Here is a 26851-nt window from a genome sequence, read left to right on the forward strand (position 1 = left end):
GGCTCACTCCCCGGCGGTTGGGTTGGAGGTCAAAGAGGTCAGCCCGGCGGCGGGCGCGGAAGAGGCCCGCCCGCCAAGCGAGCCGGCCGGCGGCAAGGGCTTGCCCGCCTTCAGATCGGCCAGCAGCGCCTCGACGCGCTCGGCATTCATGTCCTCATAATAATCGTCATTGATCTGCAAAATCGGCGCATTCACGCAGGCGCCGAGGCATTCCACCTCTTTGAGCGTGAACAGCCCATCCTCGCTGGTGCCGCCGAAATGGGCGACGCCGCTGGCCTTCTTGCAGGCGGAGACGATGTCGTCCGAGCCGCGCAGCCAGCACGGCGTGGTGGTGCAGACCTGCAGATGATATTTGCCGACCGGCTTCAGATTGAACATCGTGTAGAAGGTCGCGACCTCATACACGCGCATCGGCGAAACCCCGAGGATTTCAGCTGCAACATCCATTGCCGCGCGCGGCAGCCAGGCGGAGCCGGTCTGCTCGCCCATCTGGCGCTGCGCCAGATCGAGCAGCGACTTCACCGCGCTCATCTGCTTGCCCTCGGGATATTTCTTGATCGCCTTCTGCACCAACTTCATGTTGGCGTCGGTATAGGCGAAGCTGGTCGGTTCTGCGTGATTGATGCTCACCGGTCGATCTCACCAAAAACAATGTCGAGCGATCCGAGGATCGCCACCATGTCGGCCAGCATATGGCCTTTGCACAGCCTGTCCGCGGCCTGCAGATGCGCGAAGCCGGTGGAGCGGATCTTGCAGCGATAGGGCCGGTTGGAGCCATCCGCCTGCAGATACACGCCAAACTCACCCTTGGGCGCTTCCACGGCGGTGTAGGTGGCACCGGCGGGAACGTGATAGCCTTCGGTATAGAGCTTGAAGTGATGGATCAGAGCTTCCATCGAATGCTTCATCTCGGCGCGGGTCGGCGGGGTGATCTTGCGATCCTGCACCTTGATCGGCCCGGGTTTCATTTTCGCCAGCGCCTGCTTCACGATTTTCACGCTCTCGCGCATCTCGGCCATGCGCACGAGATAGCGGTCGTAAGAATCGCCATGCTTGCCGACGGGAACATCGAATTCCACCTCGGCATATTTGTCGTAAGGCTGGGCACGGCGCAGATCCCACGCCACGCCGGAGCCGCGCAAAGACGGGCCGGAGAAGCCCCAGGCCAGCGCCTCTTGCGCCGAGATCACGCCGATATCGACGAGACGCTGCTTGAAGATGCGGTTGCCATTCAGCAGGTTTTCCATCTCATCGATGAATTTCGGATATTCATCGGCCCAGGCCGCGATATCCGCTTCCAGCCCTGCCGGCAGATCCTTCGCCACCCCACCGGGGCGGAAATAATTCGAGTGGAAGCGCGCCCCGGAGGCCCGCTCATAAAATTCGAGGAGCTTTTCCCGCTCCTCATACATCCACAGGCTCGGCGAAATCGCGCCGCAATCGAGCGCGAAATGACCAATGGCGAGCAGATGGTTGAGCACGCGGGTCAGCTCCGCGAACAGCACGCGAATCCATTGCGCCCGCTCCGGCGCCTGCACGCCCAGCAGCTTTTCGGTGGCGAGCGCGAAGGCATGCTCGCAGCCCATCGGCGAGACGTAATCCAGACGGTCGAAATACGGCACCGCCTGCATATAGCTCTTATACTCGATCAGCTTTTCGGTGCCGCGATGCAGCAGCCCGATATGCGGATCGCAGCGCTCGATCACCTCGCCATCCATCTCCAGGATCAGACGCAACACGCCATGCGCGGAGGGGTGCTGCGGCCCGAAATTGATGGTGTGGCTATCGACCTCGAAAATCTTGGTCTTCGCGACGGCCTCGCTCATGACCGGCTCCTGTTCACCTTCTCATCGCCGGGGAGCAGGGTCATGCCTTCCCAGGGCGAGAGGAAATCGAAATTCCGGAATTCCTGCGTCAGTTTAACCTTGTCGTAAACCACAGCACGGCGCTCATCGTCATAATGCACTTCGACATAGCCGGTGAGCGGGAAATCCTTACGCAGCGGATGACCCTCGAACCCGTAATCGGAGAGGATGCGGCGGTGATCAGCGAGCCCGTTGAAGCGAATGCCGAACAGATCCCAGATCTCGCGCTCCCACCAGCCGGCGACCGGCCAGATATCGGTGACGGAGGCCACTTCAGCCGCCTCATCGGTGGAGAAGATCACGCGCACGCGCTGATTGCGGGTGACGGAGAGCAGGTTATAGACGACCTCGAAACGCTGCGCGCGTTCAGGATAATCCACGGCGCAGACATCCATCACCTGCTGGAATTGGAGCTGGTCACGCAGGGCCAGCAGCAGCGCATGGGCGGCCTCGCGGGTGGTGAGGATGATCGCCTCGCCCAGCGCGCGCTTCACCTCATGCGCCCCCGGCAGCGCGCTCAGCCCCACCAGGATTTCATCGACCGGCGCGGCAGGCGCCTCGGTCTGAATGTCGGTTTCTTCAGCCACGCAGCACCGTCCCCGTCCGCCGGATCTTCTTCTGCAATTGCATGATGCCGTAGACCAGCGCCTCCGCGGTGGGCGGGCAGCCCGGCACATACACATCCACCGGCACGATGCGGTCGCATCCGCGCACGACGGAATAGGAATAATGGTAATAGCCGCCGCCATTGGCGCAGCTGCCCATCGAGATCACCCAGCGCGGCTCGGGCATCTGGTCATAGACCTTGCGCAGGGCCGGGGCCATCTTGTTGGTCAGGGTGCCGGCGACGATCATCACGTCCGACTGGCGGGGCGAGGCGCGCGGGATGATGCCGAACCGGTCGAGATCATATTTCGGCATATACGCGTGGATCATTTCCACGGCACAGCAGGCCAGGCCGAAAGTCATCGGCCAGAGGCTGCCGGTGCGCGCCCAGTTCACCACCTTGTCGATATTGGCGACGATGAAGCCTTTGCCGGCGAGCTCACCGGTAATGCCCTTGATCACCGCATCCTGCTCGGCCCCAGGCGGCAGCGCCTCCCGGTTCCAAGCGATATCAGCATTGTTTGGCGCAGTGCTCATGGCTTTATTCCCAATCCAAGGCGCCCTTGTTCCACTCATAGATGAAGCCGACCGTGAGCACCGCCAGGAAGGCCATCATCGACCAGAACCCGACCAGCCCGATATGGCCCAGCGACACCGCCCAGGGGAACAGAAACGCCACCTCGACATCGAAGATCACGAAAAGAATGGCCACCAGGTAAAAGCGCACATCAAAACGCCGGCGGGCATCGCCGAACGCCTCGAAGCCGCACTCATAAGCCGACAGCTTTTCAGCATAGGGTTTTTGCTTCCCGGCCAGCAGCGAGCCGGCGATAAAAGCAACGCCCAGAATAGCGGCGAGGGCGACGAAAATGAGAATCGGAAAGTACTGAGCCAGGTTCAGCTGCACTTGTGCTCATCTCCTTGATCGCGCCGGCATAGCCAAAACGGCCAACCGTAGTGGATTATTACCCGCCGTGTCGCACCGCAACAGCCTGCGGTCAACCCCGCCCCAAAATGGACAGCCATGCTGCGCAAACGCGTGAAGACCGCACGAAATCGCACGGCGCATCGTAACCTTATTCAATTTTAGGAATAATGAAAATCTTTGCCGAAGCAAGCTTTGCCGGAGCAGGGAATGGCGCGAGTGACGGGGCTCGAACCCGCGACCTCCGGCGTGACAGGCCGGCGCTCTAACCAACTGAGCTACACCCGCGTAAGGCGTGGCGGCGATGTACTTGGCATTGAAATCAGCGTCAAGCGTATGACATCGCGTTTGCGCAAATTACTGTGGATATTTTCGCGGCGAGGTTTGCCGAAATGATCCATAAGCGTTGTTTCGTATAGGCGGTGACGGTTTCGAACCGCCGACCCTCTCGGTGTAAACGAGATGCTCTACCGCTGAGCTAACCGCCCCCATACGAAGCGGGGAATGGATGAAACACCATCCATTCCCGGTTCAGGCCAGGCCTGAATTAGTTGACGGCGTCTTTCAGCGTCTTGCCGGGCTTGAAGCGCACGGAGGTGGAGGCCGGAATGTCGATCTCCTCGCCGGTGCGCGGGTTGCGGCCCTTGGAGGCCTCACGCTCGGCGGTGGCGAAGGTGCCGAAACCGACCAGGCGAACCTCTTCCTTCTTCTTCAGCGTCTTCTCGATCGCACCGAACACGGCATCGACCACTTCCGCGGCCTTCGCCTTGGACAGATCGGCTTCCTCGGCCACGGCGGCGATCAGATCATTCTTGTTCACGGGCAAAACTCCCTGTTGTCGGGTTGGGTGTGACGGGCTTGTCCGCAAACAGCGCGGGCAGTCCACAAAAAAGAGTGGCGCGCGGTCATAACCAAATCGCGCGCCACCCGTCAAACGCTTGGGTTTGCTTAGTGCGGGAGAGAGGCGCTCACCTCGCCATCCGGCGCCTTCGCCAGCTCCTCCGGCGCTTCGTCCCACTCGATCGGCTCAGGGGCGCGCACCAGCGCCTTGCTGATCACCTCATCGACATGGCTGACCGGCAGAATGGTCAAGGATTTCTTCACATTCTCAGGGATTTCAACGAGATCCTTCTCGTTATCCTTGGGGATGAAGACGGTGGTGATGCCGGCGCGCAGGGCCGCCAGCAGCTTTTCCTTCAAGCCGCCGATCGGCAGCACCCGGCCGCGCAGGGTGATTTCGCCGGTCATGGCGATATCCTTACGGATCGGTATCCCGGTGATCGCGGAGACGATGGAGGTCGCCATCGCGATGCCGGCGGACGGGCCGTCCTTCGGAGTCGCGCCTTCCGGCACATGCACATGGATGTCGCGCTTATCGAAGAAAGGCGGCTTGATGCCGAACTGGGTGGCGCGCGAGCGGATATAGGAATAGGCCGCCGCCACGCTTTCCTTCATCACATCGCCGAGCTGGCCGGTCTGCTTGATGCCGCCCTTGCCGGGCAGCAGCACGCTCTCGATGGTCAGGATCTCGCCGCCCACCTCGGTCCAGGCCAGGCCGGTGACAACCCCCACCATGTCCTCCGCCTCGGTCTCGCCGAAGCGGAATTTCGGCACGCCGGAGAATTTCTGCAAATTCTCCTTGGTGATCTTCACCTTCTTGGCCTTGGCGGTGACAATCTCCTTCACCGCCTTGCGGGCCAGGGTCGCCAGCTCGCGCTCCAGGTTACGCACGCCGGCCTCACGCGTATAGGTGCGCACTAGCTCGAGCATGGCGTCGTCGGAGACGGACCATTCATCCTTCTTCAACCCATGCGCCTCGCCCTGCTTGGGCAGCAGATGGCGCTTGGCGATCTCCACCTTCTCATCCTCGGTGTAGCCGGGGATGCGGATGATCTCCATGCGGTCCAGCAGCGGCTGGGGCATGCGCAGGCTATTGGCGGTGGTGACGAACATCACGTCCGAGAGGTCGTAATCCACCTCCAGATAATGGTCGGCGAAGGTGGAATTCTGCTCCGGGTCCAGCACCTCCAAAAGGGCCGAGGCCGGATCGCCGCGCCAATCCGCCCCGAGCTTGTCGATCTCATCCAGCAGGAAGAGCGGGTTGGAGGTCTTCGCCTTCTTCATGCCCTGGATGATCTTGCCCGGCATGGAGCCGATATAGGTGCGGCGGTGACCACGGATCTCCGACTCGTCGCGCACCCCGCCCAGCGACATGCGCACGAATTGCCGCCCCGTCGCCTTGGCGATGGATTTGCCCAGCGAGGTCTTGCCGACGCCAGGCGGGCCGACCAGGCAGAGGATCGGGCCGCGTACCTTCGGGCTGCGCGCCTGCACCGCCAGATATTCGACGATGCGCTCCTTGATCTTGTCCAGGCCGAAATGCTCCTCGTCGAGCAGCTTCTCCGCCTCGATCACGTCATTCTTGATCTTGCTGCGCTTCTTCCAGGGGATGCCGACGATCCAGTCCAGATAATTGCGCACCACCGTGGCTTCCGCGCTCATCGGGCTCATCGAGCGCAGCTTCTTCAGCTCCGCCAGCGCCTTCTCGCGCGCTTCCTTGGAGAGCTTGGTGGCCTTGATCTTTTCCTCAAGCTCGGCGGTCTCGTCCTTGCCGTCCTCGCCCTCGCCCAGCTCCTTCTGGATCGCCTTGAGCTGCTCGTTGAGGTAATATTCGCGCTGGGTCTTTTCCATCTGCCGCTTCACGCGGTTGCGGATCTTTTTCTCGACCTGCAGCACGCCGATTTCGGATTCCATATGGTTGAAGACGCGCTCCAGCCGCTCCGCCGTGCTGTCCAGTTCCAGCAGCTCCTGGCGGTCGGAAATCTTCAGCCCGAGATGGCTGGCGACCGTATCGGCCAGCTTCGAGGGGCTTTCGATCTGGTTGACCGAAACCAGCACCTCCGGCGCGATCTTCTTGTTGAGCTTGATATATTGCTCGAACTGCGCGACCACGGTGCGGCCCAGCGCCTCGACCTCCTTGGCCTCGTCGCCGCGATCCTCGATCGGCTCGGCCACCACCTCGAAGAAATCCTCGGTGGATTTGAAATCGGTGATTTTCGCACGGCGCAGACCTTCCACCAGCACCTTCACGGTGCCGTCCGGGAGCTTCAGCAGCTGCAAAATCGTGGAAACGGTGCCGACACGGTAGATATCATCGGCCGCCGGGTCGTCCTGGGCGGCGTTTTTCTGCGCGACCAGCAGGATCTGCTTGTCTTCCTTCATCACGCTTTCCAGCGCGCGCACGGATTTTTCGCGCCCCACGAAGAGCGGCACGATCATGTGCGGGAACACCACGATATCGCGCAGCGGCAGCACCGCGAGGGTCTCTGTGGGCGATCCGGGGTCTTTAACGTCAGACATATATATATTCCTTAGGTCTGTCGGCTGCCCTCAACAGGCACAGCGCGATGCGCCGTCTTTTACGGCCACATTCGACATATCGGCAGGTGAGCAGGCCCCTGCAAGCCCCGCTTCACGGCGAGGCTTGCAAGGCAGAAGCGCCTCAGGAGGCGTTTTCGGCGCGGGTCTCGGAGTAGAGATAAAGCGGCTCGGCGCGGCCTTCGGCCACCTCGCCGGAAATCACCACCTCGGAGACGCCTTCCAGGCCCGGCAGGTCAAACATGGTGGCGAGCAGGATGCCTTCCATGATCGAGCGCAGCCCGCGCGCGCCGGTCTTGCGCTTGATGGCGCGGTTGGCAACCACTTTCAGCGCATCCTCGGTGAAGGTGAGCTTCACCCCCTCCATCTCGAACAGCCGGCCATATTGCTTGACCAGCGCGTTCTTCGGCTTGGTGAGAATCTCGATCAGCGCCGCCTCATCCAGATCCTCCAGCGTGGCGACCACCGGCAAACGGCCGATGAATTCCGGGATCAGGCCGAATTTCAGCAGATCCTCGGGCTCCACCTCGCGCAGGATGGCACCCATGCGGCGCTCATCCTGGGAGCGGACATCCGCGCCGAAGCCGATGCCCGAGCCCTTGCCGCGGGCGGAGATGATCTTCTCCAGCCCGGCGAAGGCGCCACCGCAGATGAACAGGATATTGGTGGTGTCCACCTGCAGGAATTCCTGCTGCGGATGCTTGCGCCCGCCCTGCGGCGGCACGCTGGCCACGGTGCCTTCCATGATCTTCAGCAGCGCCTGCTGCACCCCCTCACCGGAGACATCGCGGGTGATGGAGGGATTGTCCGACTTGCGGGAAATCTTATCCACCTCGTCAATATAGACGATGCCGCGCTGGGCGCGCTCGACATTATAATCGGCGGCCTGCAGCAGCTTGAGGATGATGTTCTCCACATCCTCGCCCACATAACCGGCCTCGGTCAGGGTCGTCGCGTCGGCCATGGTGAAGGGCACGTCGAGGATTCGCGCCAGGGTCTGGGCCAGCAGCGTCTTGCCCGAGCCGGTCGGCCCGACCAGCATGATGTTGGACTTCGCGATCTCGACATCATTGCTCTTGGTCGCGTGAGAGAGGCGCTTGTAATGGTTATGCACCGCCACCGAGAGCACGCGCTTGGCGTGCATCTGGCCGATGACATAATCGTCGAGCACCTTGCAGATCTCACGCGGCGTCGGCACGCCGTCGCGCGTTTTCACGAGATGCGTCTTATGCTCCTCGCGAATGATATCCATGCACAGCTCGACGCATTCATCGCAGATGAACACGGTCGGGCCGGCAATGAGCTTCCGCACCTCATGCTGGGACTTGCCGCAAAAGGAGCAGTAAAGCGTATTTTTTGTGTCGCCCGATTTACTGGTCATAGTCACTCCACAACCCGCGTCTTAGCTGAAAAGACTAATCCCCCGTGCCAGAGGGCACAAGCGCCGGGTTTTTTCATAAAATTACAGGGTTTTCAGACCTGTATCGAAAATTTCCGGCCGGGGACGGCCTCTTTTTGCGTCGCGGAACGTCAAAAAACTGAAAAATCCGGCCGTCCTTTTGTTGAACGGACCGGATTTCCGAAACCTTCGGAAGGCTTGGGCGCGAGGCTTAGCTTCCGCTGGAGTCGGGCTTCGGCGCGTCGCTCTTCAGGCTGCCGGTCTCGGACTGGTATTTCACCACCTCGTCGACAATGCCGAAATCCTTGGCCTCATCCGCCGACATATAGGTATCGCGCTCCAGCTTCGCCTCGATGGCTTCGAGGGGCTGGCCCGTGTGATCGACATAGATCTGGTTCAGCTTGGAGCGCAGCTTGAGGATCTCTCGGGCCTGGATTTCGATATCCGTGGCCTGGCCCTGGGCGCCGCCGGAGGGCTGGTGGACCATGACGCGGGCATTCGGCAGGGCGAATCGCTTGCCCTTGGCGCCGGCGCAGAGCAGCAGCGAGCCCATCGAGGCGGCTTGGCCCAGGCAGACGGTGGACACCGGCGAGCGGATATATTGCATCGTGTCATAGATGGCGAGGCCGGAGGAGACGACGCCGCCCGGGCTGTTGATGTAGAAGGAGATTTCCTTGTTCGGATTCTCGCTCTCCAGGAACAGGAACTGGGCGCAGAGCAGGGACGACACGACATCGTTCACCTGGCCGGTGAGGAAGACGATGCGTTCCTTCAGCAGCCGGGAATAGATGTCGTAAGAGCGCTCGCCGCGCGCGGTCTGCTCGACGACCATGGGCACGAGGTTGTTGTTATAGACCTCGACAGGATCCCGATCCCACATGTGTTTTCAATCCTTTATCAAATAACCGCAGCTTCCGCCTCGTTACCGCGCCAGCACGTGGCCGCCATAACCGCGAAACACGGCGTCATGCTTCTTAGGTTAGAGCATCTTTCCGGTTCGTCTAGAGGCGCCTCAGAAAGGTGAAGCCGTTTCCCCTCGCGGAGAAACGGCTTCACCCTAAAATCGCAAAAGTTTTTGGTGCCGCTTTTTTCAAAAAGCGGCTGCTTTCTTACTCTTCCGGGTCCTTGGCGAGATCCTCAGCGGAAACCGACACTTCATCCTGCTTCACGGAGCCGAGCAGGAAGTCGATCACCTTATCCTCGAAGATCGGGCCGCGGAAACGCTCCATCTGCTGCGGGTTCTTGCGGAAGAACTCGACCACCTGCATCGCCTGCGGGCCATAGCGCATCGCCTCGTTGAACATGGCGCGCTGCAGCTCCTGGTCGGTCACCTGCACCTCGTTGGCGCGGCCGATCTCGGCGACCAGCAGGCCCAGCCGCACACGGCGATCGGCGATCGCCCTGTACTCGGCCTTCAGGGTCTCTTCGTCCTTGCCGGCATCTTCCGGGTCCTGCTCGCCGGCTTCCTTCTCGGCCTCAACCTGGGCCCAGATCGCGTCGAACTCGGCATCGACCAGCGACACCGGGGCCTGGAACTGCGCCTTCTCGGCCAGCACGTCCAGCAAAGCGCGCTTCAGCTTGGCGCGGGTCAGGCCTTCATATTCACGGCCGATCTGCTCCTTCACGCGCTCCTTGAGCTGCTCCAGCCCTTCGAGGCCCATGGTCTTGGCCAGCTCGTCATCCAGCACCGGCACCTCGGCCACGGCCAACTGCTTGGCGGTGATCTCGAATTCGGCGGTCTTCCCGGCCAGGTCCTTGGCGCCGTATTCCTCGGGGAAGGTCACGGTGATGGTCTTGGTCTCGCCCACCTGCATGCCGACGACCTGCTCGGTGAAGCCAGGGATGAAGCCCGGGCCTTCGACGATCAGCGCCACATCCTGGGCGGTGCCGCCCTCGAAGGCGACGCCATCGATGCGGCCGATGAAATCGACGGTCAGCTGCTCGCCGGCCACAGCCGGGCGGGTCTCTTCGACCTTGGTGAAGCTCTTGCGCTGCTCGGCGATGTTTTTCAGGCTTTCCTCGACCTTGTCATCGCTGACCGCGGCGACCGGCTTGGAGAGGGTGACATCGGACAGGTCCGGCACCGCCACCTCGGGGAGGATTTCCATCTCGACGGTGAATTCCAGCTCGGACTCGGTGCCCGGCTTGACGATTTCCAGCTTCGGCTGCATCGCCGGGCGCAGATTGCGCTCGCTCAGCAGCTGGGAATGGGCCTGGTTCACCGCGCCCTCGACGATCTCGGCGGCCACCGCCTCGCCATAGCGCTTGCGCACGATATTCATCGGCACCTTGCCGGGGCGGAAGCCCGGCATCTGGATGGTCTTGCTCAGCTCGGCCAAACGCTGCTCACGCTTGGCGGCCAGTTCGGGTTCGGGAACCACGACCGTGAAGCCGCGCTTCAAGCCGTCGGAGAGCGTTTCGGTAACCTGCATGGGACGAACAAACCTCGTTAAATCAACAACAAAGCGGTCTGGTGCGGGCGGAGGGACTTGAACCCCCATGGCTTTCGCCACCAGAACCTAAATCTGGCGTGTCTACCAGTTTCACCACGCCCGCATCCGGGCCGACAAACTTAAGCCGGGGCGCATAGCGCGTGTTGCGCTGTTTCACAAGCTTGCCCCTCGTCTATCGGTATAAAAGCGACTAATTCCGCTTCATGGACAGGCAGCGCACCCCGGTTTCACGCGAAAATCCTCGCCCCGCGCGGCGGCGGCGCTGGATCTGGTATGTCGGCGGGGCGGTGGCGCTGGCCGTGGCGGTGCCGGTCGCGGGGGCGGCCTGGTTCGTGGCGCGGTTCAACCCGAATGATTACGCACCGCAGATCGTGGCGGCGGTGCAGCAGGCGACCGGGCGGCAGCTCAGCATTGGCGGGCCGATCAAGCTGCAGCTCTCGCTGACCCCGACCTTGACCGCCAGCACGCTCAGCCTCTCCAACCCGCAAGGCTTTGCCGACCCGTCGCTGCTGACGCTGGACCAGGTGCAGGCGCAGATCGCGCTGCTGCCGCTGCTGCATCATCAGGTGAATATTCTGCGCCTGGTGCTGGTCGGCCCGAAACTTTATCTGGAGCGCGACGCCAAAGGCCAGGCGGACTGGAATTTCGCCCCGGCCGCCAGCGCCTCCGCCGGCCCGGCCGAGACCAGTCCGGCGCCGCACGCCAAGCGTCCACGCTATAAGGTGGCGCTGCAGGCGGTGGAGCTGCAAAATGGCCAGATCATCCTGCGCGGCCCCGGCAGCAGCCCGCCAAATGTGATCCAGCTCACCAGGCTGACCGGCCAGGCCAGCTCGCTGCAGGCGCCGTTGCACCTCACCGGGGCGGCCGCCATCGGCGCCACCAAGCTGACCATGCAGGGCATGGTTGGCCCGGTGGCGCGGCTGACCGGCAGGGGCGACAGCCCCTGGCCGGTGGATCTGAATTTCGGCTTCGCCGGCGCCAGCGCCACGCTGCAAGGCAAGGTGACACGCCCGCAAAATGCCAGCGGCTATGATCTGGCGCTGAACGCCACCATCCCGGCGCTGGCCAGCCTCACCGCCGCCCTGCCGCCGGCCTGGCTGGGCGGGCTCAGCCTGCCGCCGCTGCAAAATCTCAGCCTCACCGCGCGCATCGCCGATCAGGGCGCGAAGCTGCCGGCGATCAGCAATGTGTCGCTGAACGCCGGGGCAGCGGACCTCTCCAGCCTGCGCCCGGGCCTGACCCTGGCGGCGCTGGATCTGGAGCTGCCGGGGCTGGACCGTTCCGGCACGCTGAGCGCCAAAGGCACGCTGGGGGCGATGCCTTTCGCCTTGCAAGGCAATTTCACCGCGCCCAGCGCCTTCATCCCGGCCAATTGGCTGCCGGCCAGCACCCCGCCGGCCGGCAATTTCGCCGAGAGCCTGAATGCCAGCCTGGGCAATGCCAGCCTCAGCCTGACCGGCGGCATCGCCACCCCGCACACGCTGGCCGGGGCGGCGTTGGCGCTCAGCCTCTCCATCCCCGACCTCGCCGCCTTGTCGCCCGCCGCCGGCATCGCTTTGCCCGGCTGGAAAAACATCTCGGTGAAGACCACGCTGATCGACCCTGGCGGGCAGGGGCTGGACCATGCAATCGGCTTCGACAGCCTGGCCGCCAACATGGATAATGCCAGCTTCGGCGGCGATGCCAGCCTGAGCTTCGGCGCCACGCCGAAGCTGGAGCTGGATCTTAACATCGCCCAGGCGGATATCGACGCGCTCGCCGCCGCCTGGCCGGCCACCAGCGCCCCCGCCACCCCGGCGACAAGCCCAGCCGCGGCACCGCCAGCACAACTGGTGCCGGACATCGCGCTGCCGGTCAGCCTGCTGCGCCGCGCCAGCGCCGATGTGATGCTGCACGCCGATTCCCTGACCTATGGCAAGGCGACTTACAGCGCCGTGCAGGCCCATGCGGTGCTGAACAAAGCCGTGCTGACAATCAGCCCGCTCACCGCGCAGCTGCCGGGCGGGGCGATTACCGCCTCTGCTAGCCTCGATGCCAGCACCGACCCGGCCAGCGCCAGCGTCAAGCTCAACGCCCCCGCCTTGGCGCTGGGGCCGTTCCTGCATGGTTTCGGCGTGCAAAACATGGCGGAGGGCACGGTGCAGGTGCGGCTGGATGCCAGCGGGCACGGCAATACGCTGCCGGCTTTGCTCGGTTCCGTTACCGGCCAGCTGGGCATCGCCAGCGTCAATGGCGTGGTCGATGGACGGGTGATCGGGCAGATTTTCGGCGGCGCGTTGCAATCGGTCGGGCTGCCGGCCAATCTCGCCGGGGCGCAGGGGCCGGTTTCCGTGCGCTGCGCGGCGCTGCGGCTGGATGCGCAGAACGGCACCGGCACGGTGAAGGCGCTGACGCTCGATTCCAGCCGGCTGCTGCTGCAAGGCGGCGGCTCGGTGAATTTCGCCGATGAAACGTTGGGGCTGGTGCTGAAGCCGCGCCTCACCGTCGGCGGTACCAATGTCACGGTGCCGGTGCAGGTGGGCGGAACCTTCCTCGCCCCGCGCTACAGCTTGGCGCCAGAATCGGCGGTGCGTGCGGCTGCTGCCGCGGCCAGCGGGCTCGCCGCCAATCCGGCGCAGAAAGCGCTGGGGGCGAACACGCTGCTGGGCCAGGTGGCCGGGCTGCTCGGCAATGACAGCCACGCCGATGTCTGCCCCGCCGCGCTCAGCCTGGCGCGGATGGGCGCCCCTGGCCCGGCGCCGGCCGCCCCCGCCAGCGCCAGCGCTCCCGCCGCCGGCAATTCTGCCCCGGCCAACGGGCCGCGTAATCTGCTGCAAGGCATCCTCGGCCAATGAAGCGTTTCTGGACCCTGGCCGCGCCGCTGCCGCAGGATGGCGGGTTTCGCGTGCAGCTCGACAAGCGGTTGGTGAAACTGCCCTCGGGCGCACCGCTCAGCGTCGCCTCGCTGAAGCTGGCGGAGGCGATCGCGCAAGAATGGAACCGCACCGGCGCGGAATTCACCCCGGATGATCTGCCGCTGACCCAGATGGTCTGCACCGCGCAGGAACGGGTGGCGCTGCACCGGGAGGAGGTCATCCGCCAGCTCGCCGCCTATGGGCTGAACGATCTGCTCTGTTATCGCGCCGAGGGCCCGCCGGAGCTGGCGGCGCGCCAGCACGCGCAATGGGACCCCTGGCTGCGCTGGCTGAACGCTACGCATGGCATCGGGCTGATCACCACCATCGGGCTGATGCCGGTGAACCAGCTGCCCTGGACCAAGGAGAAGCTGGAAGCCTTGCTGGCCGTGCGCGACGATGCGGCGCTGGCCGCGCTCGGCGTGCTGATCCCGGCGCTGGGCAGCTTCGTGCTTGGGCTGGCCGCCGCCGAGGGCGCGTTGGAGGCGCAGGCCGCCTGCGCCGCCGCCGCATTGGACGAGCTTTGGCAGGCCGAACAATGGGGCGACGACCCGCTGGACGAAGCCCGCCGCACGCGGGTGCTGGCCGATGTCAGCGCCGCGCTCGGTTTCCTGAACCTCACACGCGCATGAGCGCGCTGCACCTGCTGATCTCCGGGCGGGTGCAGGGCGTTGGCTATCGGGACTGGCTGCTGCGCCGGGCACGCGCGCTGGGGCTGCAAGGCTGGGTACGCAACCTGGCGGATGGGCGGGTGGAGGCCGTGCTGGCCGGGCCGGAAGCGGCCGTGCTGGCCGGTGTGCGCGCCTGCCAGGATGGCCCGCCTCTGGCCCAGGTGTTGAATATCGCCACCACGCCCTGCCCCGCCCCCGGCACCGACGGCTTCGAAAAAAAGCCCACGTCAGCGGAACAATATCGCCCGAATTGACTGGCGTGGCGGATCGGCGGCGTTTATAATCTTAAACACACCCCGATCTGGCGGGCGTGATGTCACGCGATGGAGATGGACCCGGAATGAGCACGAACAGCGAGTTGATGGCGCGCCGCATGGCGGCGGTGCCGCGTGGCGTGGGCAATGCCCATGCGGTTTTCACCGCCCGCGCGGAGAATGCCGAGCTGTGGGATGTCGAGGGCAAGCGCTATATCGATTTCGCCGGCGGCATCGCGGTGCTGAATACCGGCCATCGCCACCCGAAAGTGATGGCGGCGGTGCAGAAGCAGATGGAGGCCTTCACCCATACCTGCTTCCAGGTCACGCCGTATGACAGCTACATTGAGCTGGCGGAGAAGCTGAACGCCATCGCCCCGATCGAGGGCGAGGCGAAGACGATTTTCTTCACCACCGGCGCCGAGGCGCTGGAGAATGCGGTGAAGATCGCCCGCGCCGCCACCGGCCGCCCCGGCGTGATCACCTTCGCCGGCGGCTATCATGGCCGCACCATGCTGACCATGGCGATGACCGGCAAGGTGCTGCCTTACAAGAAGAAATTCGCCCCGATGCCGGCGGAGATCTACCATGTGCCGTTCCCGCACAAGCAGTTCGAGGTCAGCGTCGAGGACTCGCTGAAATATATCGACATGCTGTTCCGCGCCGATATCGAGCCAGGCCGCGTCGCCGCCATCGCGCTGGAGCCGGTGCAGGGCGAAGGCGGCTTCCTGCCCGCCCCTGAGGAGCTGCTGATCGGGCTGCGCAAGATCTGCGACGAACATGGCATCCTGCTGATCATCGACGAGGTGCAGACCGGCTTTGCCCGCACCGGCAAGATGTTCGCCATCGAGCATTCCTCGATCAAGCCCGACATCATGACGGTGGCGAAGTCGCTCGCCGGCGGCTTCCCGCTCTCGGCGGTCATCGGCAAGGCCGAGATCATGGATGCGGCCGAGCCGGGCGGTCTGGGCGGCACCTATGCCGGCTCGCCCTTGGGCTGTGCGGCGGCGCTGGCGGTGCTGGAAGTGATCGAGGAAGAGAAGCTGGTTGCGCGCGCCAATGTCATCGGCGCGCGGATGAAGACCAGGCTGGAGGCGATGGCGCAGCGCAACGACGCCCACCCGATCGCCAATATCCGCGGCCCCGGCGCGATGATCGCCTTTGACGTGGTGAAGACCCGCGGTACCGACGAGCCGGACCCGGAGGCGACGAAGAAGATCCTCGCCGCTGCCAAGGAAAAGGGGCTGATCCTGCTCTCCTGCGGCGTGTTCGGTAATGCCGTGCGGCTGTTGATGCCGCTGACCATCTCCGATGCGCTGCTCGAAGAAGGGCTGGATATCCTGGAAGCCTCGCTGGCCAGCTGACGCAAGCAGGCCATCCGCCAACAGAAAAGGCCCCGTCACCGGGGCCTTTTTCATGCGTGCGGGAAGCGATTAGAGCCTCAAGCTTTTAGCTTGAGGCTCTAGGTTCTGTTTTAGCGAGCAGTTTCATGTGCTTAACCTGACGCTGCCGCGTCAATCTAAACGCATATTGCTCTAACCCGCATCGACCACGAACATCCGCGCCTCCTGCGCCGCTTGCCGCTCTTGCTTGATCGGCCCGTACGCCTCGGAATGATAAAATTCCAAAGCTTGCGCCAAGGTCGGAAATTCGAAAATTCCCGCCAGCGGCAGCGGCGTCACATCCCCCTCCAGCTGTGCCGCGACCGGCCCGAAATGCAGAATTTTCCCGTCCGCCGCCGCGAGTGCAGCCTGAAAGCGTGGGGCCAGAGCGGCCTGCTTGGCCGCATCGATCACCCGCAGATTGACATGAACATAAGCCGCCACGTGCGCCTCCCCTCACGAACCTTAGAGCAATATGTGTTTAGATTGACGCGGCAGCGTCAAGCTAAGAACATGAACTTGCTCGCTAAAATAAAACCTAGAGCGTCAAACGGCCTTGCCGACCTCGGCCGCGACATGCGCGACGAACCGCGCCGCTGCCGCGACCAGATCCTCAGCCACCGCCTCACCCAGATCCGCATCCCCCGCCGCCCAGGCGGCTTCGATGGCGGGCTTGGGCACGGTATCGAATTCCACCGGCGCTTCCACGCTCAGCCCCTCGAAATCGAGCGTGCCGAAATCCCGCACCTTCAACCCCAGCATCTCGCCCCCCTCAGGCGCCCCGGCGGCATCCCGGATGGTGTCCGCCCGCAACGCCCGATTCAGCGAGAGCAGCGGCTCCGCCCCATGGCCGAAGCGCCCGGCGGCGCCATCCAGACGGCGTTCCATCAGCTGCCGGGCGATTTTCCAGAGATAGAAGGACGGGATCACCAGCCCGGTGCGGCGTTTGATCGCCAGCGTCACCTCATGCACCACCGGCACATTGCCGCCATGGGCGTTGAGGATGACGATGCGCCGCAAGCCATGTCGCAGCAGCCCTTCCAGCAGCTCCGCCAGCACGCGCCTGAAACTCTCCGGCGCGAGCGCCAGACCGCCGGGGCTGGGGGCAAAAAAATCCGCGACACCGAAGGGCAAGGTCGGCGCCATCACGCATAGCGTGCCGGCCTCATTCGCCGCGCGGGCGATGCGTTCGGCGATCTCATCGGCCAGGACAAAATCCCCCATCGGCTGATGCGGGCCATGATCCTCCTGGCTGCCCAGCGCCAGCAAGATCACCGGCTGGCGCTGAGCCAGCGCGGCAAAATCCGGGGCGGTGAGGTCGGCCAGCCTGACGCTGGCAAGGAGCTTGTTCATGCGCTTCATCCTGCCAGCCCGACTGGACAGTTTCCAGCCTTGACGGCTAATTCGCGCCAACAGAGCAAGGGGCTGACATGTCGAACCAGAACGCGGACCAAAAGATCGTCCCGGTGATTCTTTGCGGCGGCTCCGGCACGCGGCTCTGGCCGGTTTCGCGCAAGAGCTTCCCCAAGCAATTCTGGCCGCTGCTCTCCACCACCCCGATGCTGGCCGAAACCGCCCTGCGCGGCACGGGCGCTGGCTTCGCCGCCCCGATCGTCGTTGCCAATCAGGAGCATCGCTTCATCGTCGCCGAACAGCTGCGCGATGCCGGGGTGAAGGCGCCGCGCATCCTGCTGGAGCCGGTGGGGCGCAACTCTGCCCCGGCCATCGCCGCCGCCGCCCTGCTCGCCGCCGAGACCGACCCGCATGCCGTGCTCTGGATCATGGCCGCTGATGCCGCCATTCAGGATGAGCCGGCCCTGCATGAGGCGCTGGCGAAAGCCGCCGCCGCGGCCCGCGCCGGCTATATCGTCACCTTCGGCATGCAGCCGACGGCAGCCGAGACCGGCTATGGCTATATCGCCCAGGGCGAGGCGCTGCCCAACCTCTCCGGCGTGCACAAGCTGGCCCGTTTCGTGGAAAAACCCGACGCCAGCCGCGCCGCGCAGATGCTGGCCGAAGGCGGTTATCTCTGGAATTCCGGCATGTTTATCTTCCGGGCCGATATCATGATCGAGGAGCTGCAATCTCTGGCTCCCGAAGTGCTCACCGCCGCCCGTGCCGCTGTTGCCGCGCGTCATGACGATCTGGACTTCATCCGGCTGGATGAGGCCAGCTTCGCCGCCGCGCCAGATATCTCGATCGACTATGCGATTGCCGAGAAGACTCATAAGGCCGCCGTCGTGCCAGCTGCTCTTGGCTGGTCGGATGTCGGCTCCTGGTCGGCTCTGGCCGAGATCGCGCCGAAGGATTCCGCCGGCAATTTCGCCCAGGGCGACGTGGTGCTGGAAAATGCCGAGAATTGCTACGCCCGCTCGGAGGGCATGCTCACCGCCCTGCTCGGGGTGCAGGATCTCGTCGTCGTCACCACCCAGGATGCGGTGTTGGTGGCGCATAAATCCGAGGCGCAGAACGTCAAGACAATCGTCGACAAGCTGAAGGCCCAGAAGCGGCCGGAGGCGGAGGCGCAATATCGCAGCTATCGCCCCTGGGGGTTTTATGAAAGCCTGATCCAGGGCGAGCGCTTCCAGGTGAAGCGCATCGTCGTCTGGCCCGGCCGCCGGCTCTCGCTGCAGAAACATTTCCATCGCGCCGAGCATTGGGTGGTCGTCGCCGGCTGTGCCTTGGTGACGCGTGACACCGAGGAGCTGTTGATCCAGGAGAATGAGAGCATCTATCTGCCGCTCGGCTGCGTCCACCGGTTGGATAATCCGGGAAAAATCCCGCTGACCCTGATCGAGGTCCAGTCAGGCTCCTATCTCGGCGAGGATGATATCGTTAGAATCGAGGACCATTACGGGCGGAGCTAGAGCGAGCAACTGTATCCGATCAGACGAGTCCGTTTGATCGGATGTTGCTCTAGCCGCGCATTTGCGCCTCGATCTCCTCCAGCGAGCGGCCCTTGGTTTCCGGCACCAGCTTGTAAGTGAACAGAAAGGCCGCCCCGGTCAGCACGGCATAGACCAGGAAGGTCGCACTCTGGCCGATCCCCTTCAGCAGATCGAGGAAGGTGAGCGAGACCAGCATGTTGAAGCCCCAATTGGCGATGGTCGCCAGGCTCATGCCGCGCCCGCGGATCGCCAGCGGGAAAATCTCCGCGATCAGCAGCCAGAAGACCGGCCCCAGCCCGATCGCGAAGAAGGACACGTAAACCGCGATCAGCACGATCACCAGCACCGCCACCAGATGGCCACCGCCGGCATGCAGCCCAATGGCAAAGCAGGCGCTGATGCCCAGCAAGCTCACAAACATTCCCACCAGCCCGACCAGCAGCAGCGCACGCCGCCCGGCATGGTCCAGCAGCCGCATGGCGATGATGGTGAGGATGACATTGATCAGCCCGATCCCGGCCGTCACCAGAATCGCCCCGGCGCTGCCGGTCATGCCGCTATCCTTGAAGATGGTGGGGGCGAAATAGATGACCGTGTTGATGCCGGTGATCTGCTGAAAAATCGCCAGCCCGACCCCGATCATCACCGGCAGCCGCGCCCCGGCGGCGAATAGCCGGCTGAAGGGCGCGCGCTGCTTGTCCGCCTCGGCGATATCCTGACGCAAGGCCGCGAACTCCTCCCCGGAATCGCGTCCTGGCCGCAGCCTGGTCAGCGCGTCCTTGGCCTTCTCCTCCTGCTGGTGCGCCAGCAGCCAGCGCGGGCTCTCCGGCAGCAGCGCCATGCCGATCAGCAGCGCCGCCCCGGGAATCGCCGCCAGCCCCAGCATCGCCCGCCAGACCACATCATGCCCGCCGCCGCCATGGGCGAGAAAGGTCATCGCATAATCCAGCACGTAGGAGAGAAACGCGCCGATGGTGATGAAAAGCTGGTTGATGGTGACGATGGCGCCGCGCTTCTCCGGCGGGGCGATTTCGGAGAGGTAGAGCGGGGTGAGCATCGAGGCCACACCGATCGCCAGCCCCACCACCAGCCGCCCGGCGATCAAGGCCGGCAGCGACCAGGCGGCAGCGCAGAGCAGCGCGCCCGCGACGAACACCAACCCGGTGAAGAGCAGCACGATCCGCCGCCCCAGCGCATCCGCCAGCGCCCCGGCAAAGGCCGCGCCCAGCGCCGCCCCGGCCAGCGTCACCGCGACCACGACGCCCTGCATCGCCCCCGACAGGCTGAAACTCTCGCGGATATAAAGCAGCGCCCCGGAGATCACCCCGGTATCATAGCCAAACAGCAACCCGCCCAAGCCGGCTACAATCGCGATCGTTCCAAACCCCATCTGGCGGCGCATGCTGTGCTCTCCTGCGTTCTGAATCAGCAGGTTGGGCCGCCAGGCGGGTGATTCAAGCACGCAACGGGGTCAGCCGGCCGCCTCCTCCGGCGTGCGCAAGGCCAAGGAGAGCGCGTGCAGCCCGGTCTCGAACTCCGATTTCAGCGCCTCATTCACCGCGCGCTGGCGGGCCAGGCGACTCTGCCCGGCGAAGGCGGCGGAGACCATCGCCACGCGGTAATGCGTCTCTCCCGCCGGCAGGCCGTTGCGCTCACCATGATGCGCATGGCGGCGGCTTTCATCCTCAATCTCCAGCGCCAGCGGCGCGAAGCCCGCCTCCAGGGTGGTACGTATGCGGTCAAGCCTGCTTGTCATCATCTGCTCCGTTTTCTGTCCCGCGCCGCGCGCATGGCGGGCGAAGTTCATGTTGCCGCGCGGCCTCTCAACGCGCACATTAGGCCCATGTATTCTTCCGACGACAAGCCGACCAGCCGCCGCCGGGCCTATGTGCCGGACCCGGCCGCCCCCGGCCAGCCTTGCGAAAGCCCGGGCTGCGCCCTGGCGGGCGAATTCCGCGCGCCGAAATCCCGCTCCACCTTGCGCGAATTCCATTGGTTCTGCCTGGAGCATGTGCGCGCCTATAATGCCTCCTGGGATTATTATAAGGGCATGTCGCCCGAGGAGATCGAAGCGGCCACCCGGGAGGATTCCTCATGGCAGCGTCCCACCTGGCCGCTGGGCCAGAACGGCCGCGCCGCCCGCCTGGAAGAGGCGATCGAGGCGGAGCTGCACGCCTTCGCCTTCGGCAAGCGCCCGCAGAAAAAGCCGCCCGCTTCGGATACGCCGGCTGAATTGCGGGACCCGTTGAATGTGTTCGGCCTCGCCTGGCCGGTGACGCTGGAGATGGTGAAGACGCGCTACAAGGAGCTGGTGAAGCGCCACCACCCCGACATCCACCACGGCGATGCCGCGGCCGAGGAAAGATTGAAGACGATCAACCTTGCCTATGCGGCGCTTCGTGGCAAACTGACAATGTCGCCGCAGCCGGACGCCTACGCCGCCTCACCCTGACCCTCCGGCCGCCGGCCCAAGCGCCCCATGCGCGAAGCAATTAGGAATGGATTGAATGAACGACGTCGCCACCGAAACCCGCCCCCTGCCGACCTCGGCGATCGATCTGCCGGATATCACGGTGAAGGTCCGCGAGCTCTTCGGCATCGAGTCGGACCTCGAGGTGCCGGCCTTCTCCCAGCGCACCGAGCATGTGCCCGAGATCGACCCGACCTATAAATTCGACCGCGAGACCACGCTCGCCATCCTCGCCGGCTTCGCCTTCAACCGCCGCGTGATGGTGCAGGGCTATCACGGCACCGGCAAATCCACCCATATCGAGCAGGTGGCGGCGCGGCTCAACTGGCCCTGCATCCGCGTCAATCTGGACAGCCATATCAGCCGCATTGATCTCGTCGGCAAGGACGCGATCGTGCTCAAGGACGGCAAGCAGGTGACGGAATTTCGCGAGGGCATCCTGCCCTGGGCGCTGCAGCATGCCTGCGCTTTGGTGTTCGACGAGTATGATGCCGGCCGCCCGGATGTGATGTTCGTGATCCAGCGGGTGCTGGAGGTCGAGGGTAAGCTGACGCTTCTGGACCAGAACCGCGTCATCCGCCCGCATCCGGCCTTCCGGCTGTTCGCCACCGCCAACACGGTGGGGCTGGGCGACACCACCGGCCTCTATCACGGCACCCAGCAGATCAATCAGGGCCAGATGGACCGCTGGAACATCGTCGCCACGCTGAATTATCTGCCGCACGCCCAGGAAGTCGCCATCGTGATGGCGAAGATGGGCTTTGATGCCAAGAACGATGCGGAGAAGAAGCGCGTCGGCGCGATGGTGGCGCTGGCCGACCTCACCCGGGCCGGCTTCATCGCCGGGGATCTCTCCACCGTGATGTCGCCGCGCTCGGTGATCACCTGGGCGGAGAATGCGCGGATTTTCGGCGATCTCGGCTTCGCTTTCCGGCTCACCTTCCTGAACAAATGCGACGAGGCGGAGCGCCAGACCGTGGCGGAATATTACCAGCGCTGCTTCAACGAAGAGATCCCGACCGGCCTGCGCAAGAGCGCCTGAGCCGATGAGCGGCAAGCAGGACCAGGGCCGGGCGGAGGACTTCAAGCGCGCGACCGCGAGCACGCTGCGCGCCATGGCGCGCACGGCGGATGTGCAGGTGGCGTATCAGCCCGGCCCCTCCGGGCTGGTGGGCAAGCGCGCCCGCCTGCCCGCCCCCTCCCGCGCGCTGGCCGACCCGGAGATGCTGAAGCTGCGCGCCGCGGCGGATGCCATCGCTTTGCGGCTGCGCCACCATGATGACGGCCTGCATAATGCCCGCGCCCCGCAAAGCCGCGAGGCGAAGGAGGCGTTCGACGCGCTGGAGCAGGCGCGGGTCGAGGTGGTCGGCTCGGAATTCATGGCCGGTGTCGCCGCCAATCTGCGCACCAGGCTGGGGGATGATTATATCCAGCAAGGGCTGGACCAGATCACCGCCCGCGACCAGCTGCCACTGACCGCCGCCCTCGCGCTGATGGCTCGCGCCAAGATGGACCCGGGCTCCATCCCCGACTCCGCCAAGCCGGCTCTGGCGCTCTGGCGGGACGCGCTGGATGCCAACGCCAACAGCGCCCTGAACGAGCTGGCCGCCGCGCGCGACAACCAGACCGATTTCATCACCGCCGCCCGCAAGCTGCTCGCCGCCATGGAGCTGGCCGAGGGCGAGGTGGAGCCGGGCGACGATGACGAGTCCGAGCAAGAGAATGAGGGCGGCGAGCAGACGCCGCAGCAGGATAATTCCCAGGACAGCCAAGGCGAGAGCCAGCAGGAGGAGGCCCCGATGCTCGCCTCCGCCCCGGAGATGGCCGAGGCCGAGGGCGCGGACGAGCCCGGCGAGGACGAGGAGGACGCCCAGGATATGGGCGCGGATGATGGCGAGGCCCCGGCCGGCCCGCAGCAGCGCCGCCCGCCCGCCCCCAGCGACGACCATACCAGCTACCGCGCCTTCACCCGCGCCCATGACGAGGAGATCGAGGCCGAGGATCTGTGCGACCCGGACGAGCTGGGGCGGCTGCGCACCCAGCTCGACCAGCAGCTGCAGCATCTGCAGGCGGTCGTCTCCAAGCTCGCCAACCGGCTGCAGCGCCGCCTGCTCGCCCAGCAGACCCGCGCCTGGGAGTTTGATCTGGAAGAGGGCATGCTGGACCCGGCCAGGCTCTCGCGCGTCATCGCCGACCCGCTGCTGGCGCTGACCTATAAGCGCGAGCGCGACACGGATTTCCGCGACACGGTGGTGACCTTGCTGATCGATAATTCCGGCTCGATGCGCGGCCGGCCGATCACCGTGGCGGCGATGTGCGGGGATATTCTCGCCCGCACGCTGGAGCGCTGCGCGGTGAAGGTTGAGGTTCTGGGCTTCACCACCCGCGCCTGGAAGGGCGGGCAGAGCCGCGAATCCTGGGTGGCGGCGGGCAAGCCGGCGCATCCCGGACGGCTGAACGATCTGCGCCACATCATCTACAAAGCCGCCGACACACCCTGGCGCCGGGCCCGCAAAAATCTCGGGCTGATGCTGCGCGAAGGGCTTCTTAAGGAGAATATCGACGGCGAGGCGCTGCTCTGGGCCTATAAAAGGCTGCTGAACCGGCCGGAGCACCGGCGGATTCTGATGGTGATCTCGGACGGCGCGCCGGTGGATGATTCAACGCTTTCGGTGAATGCAGGGAACTATCTGGAACGGCATCTGCGCGACGTGATCAAGGAGATCGAATCCCGCGACGCGGTGGAGCTGATCGCCATTGGCATCGGCCATGACGTGACCCGCTATTATCGCCGCGCGGTGACGATCGTGGACGCCGAGGAGCTGGGCGGCACAATGATGCGCAAGCTGACGGAATTGTTCGACGAGGACGCGGCGGATGCCTGGGCGCGGTTTGCGAGTAGGCAATCGACGTTGGTCGCGTGAGTGGGTGAGGGCTGCTTACACCCCAACTTTACCGTTTAAAGCATCGCGCGGAGTGTCCATTAGAGCATCAAGCTTTTAGCTTGATGCTCTAGGTTTTGTTTTGGCGAGCAATTTCATGTGTTTATCTTGACGCTGGCGCGTCAACCTAAACACATATTGCTCTAGCGGACGAATAGCGTCAGGTCGCGCCAGCCATATGCCACCTCGTCGAACGTGGCGTCTGGCCTCTCATCTTTTTTCTCGCCAACCAACGTGCCGCCAAGCCGTTCGTAAAAGCCACGGGCTGCGATATTTTCGCGCAATACCCATAGCGCGGCCCCTACGAAACCTAACTTCGTCAGAGCCTGCGCCATTTGCGTCATAAGCGAGCGTCCCAGCCCCAAACGCTGATGAGACCGCAACAGATATATTGCGCTAATCTCACCACCAAAGCCCAGCTGTGCAAGCGCCTTCTCACGCTGCCCCCCACAAGAGCCAAAACCAACTATTTGCCCATGCATTTCGGCGACATAGACTTTTGTTTCCGCTGACGTCGCTGGGGCGCTAAGGAATTCACGCCACATGTCGGTTCTAGCTTCAACGGAAAGAGCCGCCAACATCTCATCGGGAAGAATGCCTGGATAGGACTCACGCCAGGCCGCAACATGCACAGCGGCGAGCGAACCTACATCACTTAAGTTTGCGACGCGAAGCTGGATGGTACTCATGTTTCCCTTACCCTCAAAATGCGACGTTCATTCAGGTTCCCAGCTGCCACGCTGGATAACGATTCTGTAACCCGTCAGGGTCTTCAAAAGTACAGCCAAAGTTATCCCAATATGGATTGAACGCCGGCACAGGCATAAATCCCGCAGACCTCATGCTGTTTATAGCAGCAGTCCATTCGTCGTGATCGGGTAGGTAGAATATCAAAAGATTGTCCTGTGTCGGTGCCCGACCGACCGTATGGCCTTGTGCACGGGTGAACTCAAAATGAAAAATAACACCGACTTTTCCTAGCATAATGCCGTCAAAGCCATTGTGATTTTCAAATCGACACAATACGTCCAATCCGAGACCGTCTCGATAAAATGGAATCAAAGCCTCGATATTGTCAGTTGGACGCGCAACGCGAAGCTGTACAGCTGAAAGCATGTAAACATCTTAAATCGAGCATTTTGAACGCTGCAAGCGATACATTCATGGCGACTACCGTTGCCCCGTTAGCCTGTCTTTGATGTCTGCTTCTTGGATTACTTGCTCATCACCGGACAGACCGCCCTCCGCCGCCCCTAAAACAACCGCGCCCCATTCGGCACCACCTGATCCGGCGCGAACAGCACCACCTCGCCCTGCGCATCCGGAAACCCCAGCGTCAGCACCTCGGACATGAATTTGCCGATTTGCCGCGGCGGGAAATTCACCACCGCCGCCACCTGCCGCCCGACCAGCTCATCCAGCGTATAATGTTTGGTGATCTGCGCGCTGGAGCGCTTCACCCCGATCCCCGGCCCGAAATCGATGGAGAGCTTGTAGGCCGGCTTGCGCGCCTCCGGGTAGGGCTCGGCGGTCAGAACCGTTCCCACCCTGATATCCACGGCGAGAAACTGGTTGAAATCGATCTGATCGGCGGCGGGGGCTTCATGCGGATGAGTGAGGTGCATGCGCAAAGGTTAGATCAACATCCGATCAAACGGAATCGTTTGATCGGATAAAGTTGCTCGCTCAAACAAAAAGCGAGAGCGTGCTCCGCGCGCGAAGGTGAGCGGAATACGCTCTCGCACGTTCTCAATGCGGCACGAAGCGGACATGGAAGGTGACGATGGAGGGCACCTCCACCCCGCCGCGCGTCGCCGGCTGGTAGCGCCAGCTCAGCGCAGCGGTGCGCACGCTCGCATCCAGGTCCGCATAGCCACTGCTCTGGGTCAGCTCGAAGCGCTCCACCCGGCCATCCGGGCCGACGATCAGCCTGAAGCGCACCACCCCCTGCTCGCCGGCCAGAATCGCCGCGCGCGGATAATCCGGGGCCTGGTTATCGGCAAAGGCCACCGCCGGATGCAGCACCGCCACCGTCACCGCCGCCTGCTTCTGCGCCTTGATTTTCGCGCCGGACATTGACGGGGCTGCTGGCGGCAATGCTTTGGCCACCTCCCTGGCCGGCTTGGGCGGGGCCGGCGCAGCCACCGGGGTTGGGGCGGGCGCGGGGGGCGGCGGGGGCGGCAGATCGGCCTTCGGGCTGGGCGGCGCGGGCAGCGCCGGCGCCGGGCTGCGCGTCGGCGGCGTTTGCGGGCTGGATGACGGGGCCGCGCTGGGGGCTGGCGGGGCGGGGTGCGGTAGGGGAGAGGTTTTCGGTGTCGGCTGGATGGTACCCTGCGGCGCGGTCTCGGAGACGATGCTGATCGCGATCGGCTCCGGCGGCGGCTTCGGCAGCACCAGCCGCCCCAGCCAGAGCAAGGCCACAATCGCCGCCAGATGCGCGGCCAGCGCCAGCAGCGCCATGCGCCATGGCCAGCCGGGCCGGGCGATGCGCACAGCCTGCAGCCGGTCCGCTTCCGCCGCGCGCAGCCGCGACAGCTCAGGTGCCAGCGCCACGCCAACCAGGCGCAGCCGCGCCGCCGCCCCGGTCATGCCGCCAAATACCCGATTTCAAATGCGCCGATCACCCGAAAATGCTACCAGGGCTTAACCGCGCGGTGCAATGATCGTGATGATCTCGGCCCAGGAACAATCTTCATCCGCATCGTCCTGTGGCGCTGAATCGCT

26 protein-coding genes and 3 tRNA genes are annotated in these 26851 nt (G+C 64.1%); 8 read left to right on the forward strand and 21 right to left on the reverse strand.

Features of this window, described 5'->3' with window-relative positions; all coding sequences use genetic code 11:
* Positions 1 to 3: 3 nt before the first annotated feature.
* From nuoE to T331_RS0108780, 13 genes are all read right to left on the reverse strand, one after another.
* A complete protein-coding gene (gene nuoE / locus T331_RS0108720) occupies positions 4 to 630 on the reverse strand; it encodes an NADH-quinone oxidoreductase subunit NuoE (RefSeq protein ID WP_008494395.1) in 627 nt (208 codons plus the stop codon).
* Positions 627 to 1826 (reverse strand): NADH-quinone oxidoreductase subunit D, encoded by a 1200-nt coding sequence (locus T331_RS0108725; protein WP_026439727.1) that lies wholly within the window; start codon positions 1824 to 1826, stop codon positions 627 to 629. Before T331_RS0108725 ends, nuoE begins: the two co-directional genes overlap by 4 nt.
* Positions 1823 to 2452, reverse strand: a complete 630-nt coding sequence (locus T331_RS0108730; RefSeq protein WP_026439728.1) for an NADH-quinone oxidoreductase subunit C — start codon at positions 2450 to 2452, stop codon at positions 1823 to 1825. Before T331_RS0108730 ends, T331_RS0108725 begins: the two co-directional genes overlap by 4 nt.
* Positions 2445 to 3008, reverse strand: coding sequence for a NuoB/complex I 20 kDa subunit family protein (locus tag T331_RS0108735; RefSeq protein ID WP_026439729.1), 564 nt, complete (start codon positions 3006 to 3008; stop codon positions 2445 to 2447). The genes T331_RS0108730 and T331_RS0108735 overlap by 8 nt, the downstream gene beginning before the upstream one ends.
* 4 nt (positions 3009 to 3012) lie before the next feature.
* Positions 3013 to 3378 (reverse strand): NADH-quinone oxidoreductase subunit A, encoded by a 366-nt coding sequence (locus T331_RS0108740; protein ID WP_008494391.1) that lies wholly within the window; start codon positions 3376 to 3378, stop codon positions 3013 to 3015.
* A 229-nt stretch (positions 3379 to 3607) separates the two neighbouring features.
* Positions 3608 to 3684 (reverse strand) — tRNA-Asp (locus T331_RS0108745).
* Positions 3685 to 3812: 128 nt separating this feature from the next.
* Positions 3813 to 3884: transfer RNA gene (locus tag T331_RS0108750), tRNA-Val, on the reverse strand.
* Positions 3885 to 3943: 59 nt separating this feature from the next.
* Entirely contained in the window at positions 3944 to 4222 is a 279-nt protein-coding gene (locus T331_RS0108755) for an HU family DNA-binding protein (RefSeq protein ID WP_035179664.1), read from the reverse strand.
* A 122-nt stretch (positions 4223 to 4344) separates the two neighbouring features.
* Positions 4345 to 6756 carry an endopeptidase La gene (lon, locus tag T331_RS0108760; RefSeq protein WP_026439731.1) on the reverse strand — a complete coding sequence of 804 codons (2412 nt, stop codon included), beginning with the start codon at positions 6754 to 6756 and terminating at the stop codon, positions 4345 to 4347.
* Between the two features lie 142 nt (positions 6757 to 6898).
* Positions 6899 to 8155 (reverse strand): ATP-dependent Clp protease ATP-binding subunit ClpX, encoded by a 1257-nt coding sequence (gene clpX / locus T331_RS0108765; RefSeq protein WP_008494387.1) that lies wholly within the window; start codon positions 8153 to 8155, stop codon positions 6899 to 6901.
* A 229-nt stretch (positions 8156 to 8384) separates the two neighbouring features.
* On the reverse strand, positions 8385 to 9053 hold the full coding sequence (gene clpP, locus T331_RS0108770) for an ATP-dependent Clp endopeptidase proteolytic subunit ClpP (RefSeq protein ID WP_008494386.1): 669 nt from the start codon (positions 9051 to 9053) through the stop codon (positions 8385 to 8387).
* 229 nt (positions 9054 to 9282) lie between these two features.
* Positions 9283 to 10605, reverse strand: coding sequence for a trigger factor (tig, locus tag T331_RS0108775; protein WP_026439732.1), 1323 nt, complete (start codon positions 10603 to 10605; stop codon positions 9283 to 9285).
* A 39-nt stretch (positions 10606 to 10644) separates the two neighbouring features.
* Positions 10645 to 10729 (reverse strand) — tRNA-Leu (locus tag T331_RS0108780).
* A gap of 100 nt (positions 10730 to 10829) precedes the next feature.
* On the opposite strand from T331_RS0108780, the gene T331_RS17875 reads away from it, so the two are divergent.
* The 4 genes from T331_RS17875 (at position 10830) to gabT (ending at position 15809) form a co-directional block, all read left to right on the forward strand.
* Positions 10830 to 13460, forward strand: coding sequence for an AsmA family protein (locus T331_RS17875; protein ID WP_051622269.1), 2631 nt, complete (start codon positions 10830 to 10832; stop codon positions 13458 to 13460).
* Entirely contained in the window at positions 13457 to 14152 is a 696-nt protein-coding gene (locus T331_RS17880; RefSeq protein ID WP_035179668.1) for an ATP12 family protein, read from the forward strand. Before T331_RS17875 ends, T331_RS17880 begins: the two co-directional genes overlap by 4 nt.
* Positions 14149 to 14445: an acylphosphatase gene (locus T331_RS0108795; protein WP_026439733.1), complete on the forward strand. Its 297-nt coding sequence runs from the start codon at positions 14149 to 14151 to the stop codon at positions 14443 to 14445. Before T331_RS17880 ends, T331_RS0108795 begins: the two co-directional genes overlap by 4 nt.
* Positions 14446 to 14531: 86 nt before the next feature.
* Complete coding sequence (gabT, locus tag T331_RS0108800) at positions 14532 to 15809, forward strand: 4-aminobutyrate--2-oxoglutarate transaminase (RefSeq protein WP_026439734.1); 1278 nt, start codon at positions 14532 to 14534, stop codon at positions 15807 to 15809.
* Positions 15810 to 15980: 171 nt separating this feature from the next.
* On the opposite strand, the gene T331_RS0108805 is transcribed toward gabT, so the two are convergent.
* Both T331_RS0108805 and T331_RS0108810 read right to left on the reverse strand, forming a co-directional pair.
* On the reverse strand, positions 15981 to 16271 hold the full coding sequence (locus T331_RS0108805) for a DUF1330 domain-containing protein (RefSeq protein ID WP_008494380.1): 291 nt from the start codon (positions 16269 to 16271) through the stop codon (positions 15981 to 15983).
* A gap of 102 nt (positions 16272 to 16373) precedes the next feature.
* Entirely contained in the window at positions 16374 to 17180 is an 807-nt protein-coding gene (locus tag T331_RS0108810; protein ID WP_026439735.1) for a creatininase family protein, read from the reverse strand.
* Between the two features lie 77 nt (positions 17181 to 17257).
* Here T331_RS0108810 and T331_RS0108815 point away from each other — a divergent pair, with 77 nt between their 5' ends.
* Positions 17258 to 18694, forward strand: coding sequence for a mannose-1-phosphate guanylyltransferase/mannose-6-phosphate isomerase (locus tag T331_RS0108815; RefSeq protein ID WP_008494378.1), 1437 nt, complete (start codon positions 17258 to 17260; stop codon positions 18692 to 18694).
* Positions 18695 to 18743: 49 nt separating this feature from the next.
* Here the strand turns inward: T331_RS0108815 and T331_RS0108820 are convergent, their stop codons facing one another.
* Together T331_RS0108820 and T331_RS0108825 are read right to left on the reverse strand one after the other, a co-directional pair.
* Positions 18744 to 20117, reverse strand: a complete 1374-nt coding sequence (locus T331_RS0108820) for a sugar porter family MFS transporter (RefSeq protein ID WP_026439736.1) — start codon at positions 20115 to 20117, stop codon at positions 18744 to 18746.
* Between the two features lie 69 nt (positions 20118 to 20186).
* A complete protein-coding gene (locus T331_RS0108825) occupies positions 20187 to 20471 on the reverse strand; it encodes a BolA family protein (RefSeq protein WP_026439737.1) in 285 nt (94 codons plus the stop codon).
* A gap of 87 nt (positions 20472 to 20558) precedes the next feature.
* On the opposite strand from T331_RS0108825, the gene T331_RS0108830 reads away from it, so the two are divergent.
* The 3 genes from T331_RS0108830 to cobT are packed head-to-tail and all read left to right on the forward strand — an operon-like array spanning position 20559 to position 24109.
* Positions 20559 to 21167 (forward strand): J domain-containing protein, encoded by a 609-nt coding sequence (locus tag T331_RS0108830; RefSeq protein ID WP_008494375.1) that lies wholly within the window; start codon positions 20559 to 20561, stop codon positions 21165 to 21167.
* Between the two features lie 55 nt (positions 21168 to 21222).
* Positions 21223 to 22227: a cobaltochelatase subunit CobS gene (cobS, locus tag T331_RS0108835; RefSeq protein ID WP_026439738.1), complete on the forward strand. Its 1005-nt coding sequence runs from the start codon at positions 21223 to 21225 to the stop codon at positions 22225 to 22227.
* Between the two features lie 4 nt (positions 22228 to 22231).
* On the forward strand, positions 22232 to 24109 hold the full coding sequence (cobT, locus tag T331_RS0108840; protein ID WP_026439739.1) for a cobaltochelatase subunit CobT: 1878 nt from the start codon (positions 22232 to 22234) through the stop codon (positions 24107 to 24109).
* A gap of 161 nt (positions 24110 to 24270) precedes the next feature.
* Here the strand turns inward: cobT and T331_RS0108845 are convergent, their stop codons facing one another.
* The 4 genes from T331_RS0108845 to T331_RS0108855 all read right to left on the reverse strand — a co-directional run bounded on the left by T331_RS0108845 (position 24271) and on the right by T331_RS0108855 (position 26716).
* Positions 24271 to 24816 (reverse strand): GNAT family N-acetyltransferase, encoded by a 546-nt coding sequence (locus T331_RS0108845; protein ID WP_035179671.1) that lies wholly within the window; start codon positions 24814 to 24816, stop codon positions 24271 to 24273.
* Positions 24817 to 24847: 31 nt separating this feature from the next.
* Positions 24848 to 25243: a VOC family protein gene (locus T331_RS19465; RefSeq protein ID WP_081822174.1), complete on the reverse strand. Its 396-nt coding sequence runs from the start codon at positions 25241 to 25243 to the stop codon at positions 24848 to 24850.
* A gap of 137 nt (positions 25244 to 25380) precedes the next feature.
* A complete protein-coding gene (locus T331_RS0108850; RefSeq protein WP_026439741.1) occupies positions 25381 to 25752 on the reverse strand; it encodes a tRNA-binding protein in 372 nt (123 codons plus the stop codon).
* A 124-nt stretch (positions 25753 to 25876) separates the two neighbouring features.
* On the reverse strand, positions 25877 to 26716 hold the full coding sequence (locus tag T331_RS0108855; RefSeq protein WP_026439742.1) for an energy transducer TonB: 840 nt from the start codon (positions 26714 to 26716) through the stop codon (positions 25877 to 25879).
* Between the last annotated feature and the right edge of the window lie 135 nt (positions 26717 to 26851).

The organism is Acidocella facilis ATCC 35904, assembly GCF_000687875.1.
Classification (GTDB): Bacteria; Pseudomonadota; Alphaproteobacteria; order Acetobacterales; family Acetobacteraceae; genus Acidocella; species Acidocella facilis.

Excerpts from the sequence above, each read along its gene's own strand:
- T331_RS0108725 (WP_026439727.1), bottom strand. The coding sequence starts at position 1,826 with ATGAGCGAGGCCGTCGCGAAGACCAAGATTTTCGAGGTCGATAGCCAC.
- T331_RS0108735 (WP_026439729.1), bottom strand. The coding sequence starts at position 3,008 with ATGAGCACTGCGCCAAACAATGCTGATATCGCTTGGAACCGGGAGGCG.
- lon (WP_026439731.1), bottom strand. The coding sequence starts at position 6,756 with ATGTCTGACGTTAAAGACCCCGGATCGCCCACAGAGACCCTCGCGGTG.
- clpX (WP_008494387.1), bottom strand. The coding sequence starts at position 8,155 with ATGACCAGTAAATCGGGCGACACAAAAAATACGCTTTACTGCTCCTTT.
- clpP (WP_008494386.1), bottom strand. The coding sequence starts at position 9,053 with ATGTGGGATCGGGATCCTGTCGAGGTCTATAACAACAACCTCGTGCCC.
- tig (WP_026439732.1), bottom strand. The coding sequence starts at position 10,605 with ATGCAGGTTACCGAAACGCTCTCCGACGGCTTGAAGCGCGGCTTCACG.
- T331_RS17875 (WP_051622269.1), top strand. The coding sequence starts at position 10,830 with ATGGACAGGCAGCGCACCCCGGTTTCACGCGAAAATCCTCGCCCCGCG.
- T331_RS17880 (WP_035179668.1), top strand. The coding sequence starts at position 13,457 with ATGAAGCGTTTCTGGACCCTGGCCGCGCCGCTGCCGCAGGATGGCGGG.
- T331_RS0108795 (WP_026439733.1), top strand. The coding sequence starts at position 14,149 with ATGAGCGCGCTGCACCTGCTGATCTCCGGGCGGGTGCAGGGCGTTGGC.
- gabT (WP_026439734.1), top strand. The coding sequence starts at position 14,532 with ATGAGCACGAACAGCGAGTTGATGGCGCGCCGCATGGCGGCGGTGCCG.
- T331_RS0108810 (WP_026439735.1), bottom strand. The coding sequence starts at position 17,180 with ATGAACAAGCTCCTTGCCAGCGTCAGGCTGGCCGACCTCACCGCCCCG.
- T331_RS0108815 (WP_008494378.1), top strand. The coding sequence starts at position 17,258 with ATGTCGAACCAGAACGCGGACCAAAAGATCGTCCCGGTGATTCTTTGC.
- T331_RS0108820 (WP_026439736.1), bottom strand. The coding sequence starts at position 20,117 with ATGCGCCGCCAGATGGGGTTTGGAACGATCGCGATTGTAGCCGGCTTG.
- T331_RS0108825 (WP_026439737.1), bottom strand. The coding sequence starts at position 20,471 with ATGACAAGCAGGCTTGACCGCATACGTACCACCCTGGAGGCGGGCTTC.
- T331_RS0108830 (WP_008494375.1), top strand. The coding sequence starts at position 20,559 with ATGTATTCTTCCGACGACAAGCCGACCAGCCGCCGCCGGGCCTATGTG.
- cobS (WP_026439738.1), top strand. The coding sequence starts at position 21,223 with ATGAACGACGTCGCCACCGAAACCCGCCCCCTGCCGACCTCGGCGATC.
- cobT (WP_026439739.1), top strand. The coding sequence starts at position 22,232 with ATGAGCGGCAAGCAGGACCAGGGCCGGGCGGAGGACTTCAAGCGCGCG.
- T331_RS0108845 (WP_035179671.1), bottom strand. The coding sequence starts at position 24,816 with ATGAGTACCATCCAGCTTCGCGTCGCAAACTTAAGTGATGTAGGTTCG.
- T331_RS19465 (WP_081822174.1), bottom strand. The coding sequence starts at position 25,243 with ATGCTTTCAGCTGTACAGCTTCGCGTTGCGCGTCCAACTGACAATATC.
- T331_RS0108850 (WP_026439741.1), bottom strand. The coding sequence starts at position 25,752 with ATGCACCTCACTCATCCGCATGAAGCCCCCGCCGCCGATCAGATCGAT.
- T331_RS0108855 (WP_026439742.1), bottom strand. The coding sequence starts at position 26,716 with ATGACCGGGGCGGCGGCGCGGCTGCGCCTGGTTGGCGTGGCGCTGGCA.